Source organism: Nocardioides sp. P5_C9_2 (assembly GCF_054049555.1).
Genome location: NZ_JBFUMD010000287.1, coordinates 1 through 5,120 on the forward strand (window position 1 = coordinate 1; position 5,120 = coordinate 5,120).

Annotated in this window: 6 protein-coding genes; 4 read left to right on the forward strand and 2 right to left on the reverse strand. The window is 72.1% G+C overall.

The window, feature by feature from the left end; genetic code table 11:
* Positions 1-89: 89 nt before the first annotated feature.
* Positions 90-1,310: a phosphoserine phosphatase SerB gene (gene serB / locus ACXJKL_RS14085; RefSeq protein WP_457207671.1), complete on the reverse strand. Its 1,221-nt coding sequence runs from the start codon at positions 1,308-1,310 to the stop codon at positions 90-92.
* Positions 1,311-1,345: 35 nt separating this feature from the next.
* Positions 1,346-2,080, reverse strand: a complete 735-nt coding sequence (locus tag ACXJKL_RS14090) for a hypothetical protein (RefSeq protein ID WP_457207672.1) — start codon at positions 2,078-2,080, stop codon at positions 1,346-1,348.
* Between the two features lie 60 nt (positions 2,081-2,140).
* Here ACXJKL_RS14090 and ACXJKL_RS14095 point away from each other — a divergent pair, with 60 nt between their 5' ends.
* The 4 genes from ACXJKL_RS14095 to ACXJKL_RS14110 all read left to right on the forward strand — a co-directional run.
* Positions 2,141-2,941, forward strand: a complete 801-nt coding sequence (locus ACXJKL_RS14095; protein ID WP_457207673.1) for an ABC transporter ATP-binding protein — start codon at positions 2,141-2,143, stop codon at positions 2,939-2,941.
* A gap of 29 nt (positions 2,942-2,970) precedes the next feature.
* Positions 2,971-3,432, forward strand: a complete 462-nt coding sequence (locus ACXJKL_RS14100) for an NfeD family protein (RefSeq protein ID WP_457207674.1) — start codon at positions 2,971-2,973, stop codon at positions 3,430-3,432.
* Between the two features lie 53 nt (positions 3,433-3,485).
* A complete protein-coding gene (locus tag ACXJKL_RS14105) occupies positions 3,486-4,604 on the forward strand; it encodes an SPFH domain-containing protein (protein ID WP_457207675.1) in 1,119 nt (372 codons plus the stop codon).
* Positions 4,601-5,120 (forward strand): sulfite exporter TauE/SafE family protein (locus tag ACXJKL_RS14110; RefSeq protein WP_457207676.1); only part of this gene is annotated, 520 nt, incomplete at its 3' end. The genes ACXJKL_RS14105 and ACXJKL_RS14110, both read left to right, overlap by 4 nt.

Below are 5,120 nucleotides of genomic sequence, written 5' to 3' on the forward strand. Positions count from 1 at the left end.
CGCCCCGGTCGCCCGTGTCGTGCTCTACATGAGCGTCGAGGCCTTCCACCACGGGGCCGAGGTCTGCCTGCTGCGTGACCTCTATCGGGTCAGATCGGGGGAGCCGGCGTGACGATGCCGTCGGCGGCGTCCGCCGCCTCGATCTCCTCGCGGGAGATGCCGAGCAGGTAGAGAATGGTGTCGAGGTAGGGCACGTTGACCGCGGCGTCGGCCGCGTCGCGGACGACCGGCTTGGCGTTGTACGCGATGCCGAGCCCGGCCGCGTTGAGCATGTCGAGGTCGTTGGCTCCGTCGCCGATGGCGATGGTGGCGTCGACGGGCACCCCGATGTCGGCCGCGAACTCGCGCAGCGCGGTGGCCTTCCCGGCGCGGTCGACGACGGCGCCCACCACACGGCCGGTGAGCCGGCCGTCGACGATCTCGAGCTCGTTGGCCCGCGAGTAGTGGATGCCGAGGTCGGCGGCGAGCCTGCTGGTGATGTGCGTGAAGCCGCCCGACACGATCGCGAAGCGGTAGCCCAGCCGGCGCAGCACCCGGACCATCGTGCGGGCGCCGGGGGCCAGCGAGATGGACCCGTAGACGTCGTCGAGCGCCGCCTCGGGCACCCCCTCCAGCAGCGCGACCCGCTCGCGCAGCGACTCCTCGAAGTCGATCTCTCCGCGCATCGCCCGCTCGGTGACCGCGGCGACCTCCGCCTCGCAGCCCGCGTGGGCGGCGATCATCTCGATGACCTCGCCCTGGATGAGGGTGGAGTCGACGTCCATGACGATCAGCCGCATCGAGCGGCGCAGCAGGCTGGCCGGCTGCACGGCGATGTCGATGCCCTGGGCGGCGGCCTCGACCGCGAGCAGGGGGCGCAGCACCTCGGGCTCGACCCCCGAGATGGCCAGGTCGATGGCGGTGACCGGGTAGCGCGCCATCCGCTCGATGCGGTCGATGTTGGCGCCGCAGTCCGCGATCCGGCCGGCGATGGCCGACATCGCCGCCGCGCGGAGCGGGGCACCCAGCACGGTGACGTGCGAGCGGCCAGAGCGGCGCTCCCGGTTGTCGCCCAGCCCGCGGTCGACCTCGACCTGCATGCCGAGGGCGGACGCCGTCTCCTCGATGGCGTCGCGCAGCTTCTTCCAGTCCCGCGGTGCGGTGATGAGCACCCCGAGCACCAGCCGGCGACGCAGCACGATCTGCTCGATGTCGACGACCTCGACGCCGGCGGCCGAGAGGGTCGCGAACATCGCGGACGTCACGCCGGGCCGGTCCTTGCCGGTCAGCGTCACCAGGAGGGTCTTGGGCTGCTCGTCCACGTCGGTCATCTCGGGCCCGAGGCTATCCCCGCCGTGCGGGATGCTCAGGACTCCGGCCACACCTCGGGCGAGCAGGCCGCCACGATCGCGCGGCGCGACGCCCGCTCGAGCGGGGTCAGCGCGTCGCGTCGGCGGCCGATCTCGTACGACGACAGCGCGCCGCCGTCGTCCTCCAGCGCCAGGTCGACGATCGCCCAGCCCTGGAGACCGCGCGCGGCGAGGTCCGTGCACCGGGCCGGCACGCCGAGGGGCGCCTCGAGCGCGGGACGGTGGCGCAGGTTCATCAGCCGGTCGGCCACCTCGGGTCGCCAGCGGGCCACGTCGAGCTCGGCGAGGAGGGTGGCCGCGTCGACGAGGGCGGCGCGCAGGGCGCGGTCCGCCTCGCCCACGTCGGGCAGCTGGCGCGGCGCCGACGGCAGCGCCCGCCACCGCACGACCTCGCCCACCACGGTGGGGACCAGGGCGAACGACGCGAGCACGACGGCCTCACCGGAGTCCACCGCCCGGTCGTTGAGGCCCCGGGGGCCACCCAGCCCGAGCAGGTCCCCCTCCACCGGGAGGGCGAGTCCGGCGCGGTCGGCGCCCGCGCGGCGGGCCGCGACGAAGGCGTCGAGCAACGTCGTGCCGGAGCCGTCCGTGACGTCCTCCAGTCCCTCGACCACGTGCCCGAGATCGCCGTCGGTGACGGCGTCGAGGGCGTGGTCGGTGACCTCGTCGCCGCGCAGCCAGGCGGTCAGCCACCACGCGAGACGGCCGGAGAGGGGGAGATCGAGTGGCACGGCTGACGAGGATACGTGGGGTCGTCGGGAGCGGGGTCCGTGCTGGATAGGGTGACCCGCATGAGCGCCGTGATCGAGTGTGCAGGTCTCACGGTGCGCCGTGGTCGGGCGACGCTGCTCGAGGACGTCGACTGGACGGTCGAGGAGGACGAGCGTTGGGTCCTCATCGGTCCCAACGGCGCCGGCAAGACCACGCTCCTCCAGGTCGCGTCGGCCCAGATCCACCCGACGTCGGGCGTCGCCGGCATCCTCGGCGAGGTGCTCGGCACCGTCGACGTCTTCGACCTGCGGCCCCGCATCGGCCTGACCAGCGCCGCGCTCGCGGACCGCATCCCGCGCAGCGAGCTGGTCGCCGACGTCGTCGTCTCGGCGTCGTACGGCGTGCTCGGACGCTGGCGCGAGGAGTACGACGACCTCGACCACGCGCGGGCCGCGAGCCTGCTGCGGGAGGTCGGCGCGACGCACCTCGTGGACCGCACCTTCGGCACGCTCAGCGAGGGCGAGCGCAAGCGCGTGCAGATCGCCCGGGCGCTGATGACCGACCCCGAGCTGCTGCTGCTGGACGAGCCTGCGGCCGGGCTCGACCTGGGCGGTCGCGAGGACCTCGTCTCCACGCTCAGCGTGCTCGCGCTCGACCCCGACTCGCCCGCGACGGTGCTGGTGTCGCACCACGTCGAGGAGATCCCGCCGGGTTTCACCCACGCGATGATGCTGCGCCAGGGCCGGGTCGTGGCGCAGGGTCCGCTCGAGCGGGTGGTCACCGAGGAGGCGCTCTCCGAGACCTTCCAGATGCCGCTCCAGCTGAGCGTCGAGGACGGTCGTTACGCCGCGCGGCGACGCACCCGTCGAAGCACCGTTTGAGGCTGCGCCCCACCGGATAGGGTCTGGTCATGGACTGGCTGCTGCGACACCTCTGGGAGGCCTGGTTGGGCCTGGCCATCGTGCTCGGGGTCGTCGAGATGTTCAGCCTCGACCTGATCGTGGGGATGCTGGCCATCGGCGCGGTCGTGGGCATGGTCCTGGCGCTGGCCGACGTGCCCTTCGCCCTCCAGGTCCTCGGCGCGGCCGGTGCGTCGGTCGCGATGCTGGCCCTGGTGCGCCCGTCCATGATGAAGAAGCTGGAGTCGGGGCCCGACCTCGAGCTCGGACACGGCAAGCTGGTGGGCACGCAGGGCATCGTGACCGCCGAGATGAGCGGCCTGTCCACCGGCCGCATCAAGATCGGCGGGGAGGACTGGTCGGCGCGTCCCTACGACGACACCATGACCATCCCCGCCGGCGAGACCGTCGAGGTCCTTGCCATCAAGGGCGCCACGGCCTACGTGCACCCGGTCGCCCGGCTCGAGTTCTGACGCACCACGCCACCACGTCCGCACCAACACCGTCCACGGGGGAGAGTCACCACATGCCCACAGCACTGCTGATCCTGTTCGTGCTGCTCGTCCTGTTCATCGTCGTGCTGCTCACCAAGACGGTCCGGATCGTGCCCCAGGCACGCGCCGCGATCGTCGAGCGCTTCGGCAAGTACAAGGGCACGCTGCCGGCCGGACTCAACATCCTGGTGCCGTTCATCGACCGTATGCGCTACCTCATCGACCTGCGTGAGCAGGTGGTGAGCTTCCCGCCGCAGCCGGTGATCACCGAGGACAACCTGGTCGTCTCCATCGACACGGTCATCTACTTCCAGGTCACCGACCCGGTCGCCGCGACGTACGAGATCGCCAACTACATCCAGGCCATCGAGCAGCTGACCATGACGACCCTGCGCAACATCGTCGGTGGGATGGACCTCGAGGAGACGCTCACCAGCCGCGACTCGATCAACTCGGGCCTGCGAGGTGTCCTCGACGAGGCGACCGGCAAGTGGGGCATCCGGGTCAACCGCGTGGAGCTCAAGGGCATCGACCCGCCGCCCTCCATCAAGGACTCGATGGAGAAGCAGATGCGCGCCGACCGCGAGAAGCGTGCGGTCATCCTCACCGCCGAGGGCCAGCGACAGGCCGCGATCCTGACCGCCGAGGGCTCCAAGCAGTCGCAGATCCTCAACGCCCAGGGTGATCGTGAGTCGCAGATCCTGCGTGCCCAGGCCGACCGCGAGGCCTCGATCCTGCGCGCCCAGGGTGAGGGCCAGGCCATCCAGACGGTCTTCCAGGCCATCCACGACGGACAGCCCGACCAGTCGCTGCTGGCCTACCAGTACCTCCAGATGATGCCCAAGATCGCCGAGGGCAGCGCCAACAAGGTGTGGGTCATCCCCTCCGAGATCACCAAGGCGATGGAGGGCCTCGGCTCCTCGATCCACGAGATCGCCGGCATCCCGAGGGACGCCACGCCGCGCACCCGCGTCGACATGGGTCCCACCGAGCCGCAGGGCGGCATCAGCCCGTCCGGGGACGCCGAGCTGAGCGACGCCAGCAAGGCCGTCGAGGAGGCCATCGCGGCCGCCGAGCTGGCCGCCCGGCCGACCCGGGCCTCCACCGAGGGTCCGGCCGACCCGAGCGCCCCGGGGGCAGCCCCGGCGTGACGTGGGTCGAAGCCGTGCTGATCGCCCTCGCGGGCGTGGCGGCCGGCACCATCAACACGGTGGTGGGGTCGGGAACGTTGATCACGTTCCCGACCCTGCTGGCGTTCGGCGTTCCCCCGGTGACCGCCAACGTGTCCAACTCGATCGGGCTGGTCCCGGGCTCGATCACCGGGGCGGTGGGCTACCGCCGCGAGCTCCGTGGCCAGCGCTCGCGACTCCTGCACCTGGCCAGCGCCTCCGGTCTCGGTGGGCTCGTCGGGGGCGCGCTGCTGCTGTGGCAGCCGGGCGCCTTCGAGGTGGTCGTCCCGGCCCTCATCCTGCTGGGCGTGCTGCTGGTGCTGGCCGGTCCGCGCATCTCGGCGTACGTCGCGCGCCGGCACGAGGCCAGCGGTGGCCTGCCCGAGCGGGGCGCGTGGTGGGTGTGGCCGGGGATGTTCGCGTGCGGGATCTACGGCGGCTACTTCGGCGCCGCCCAGGGCGTGCTGATGATGGCGGTGCTCGGCATCGGGGTCGACG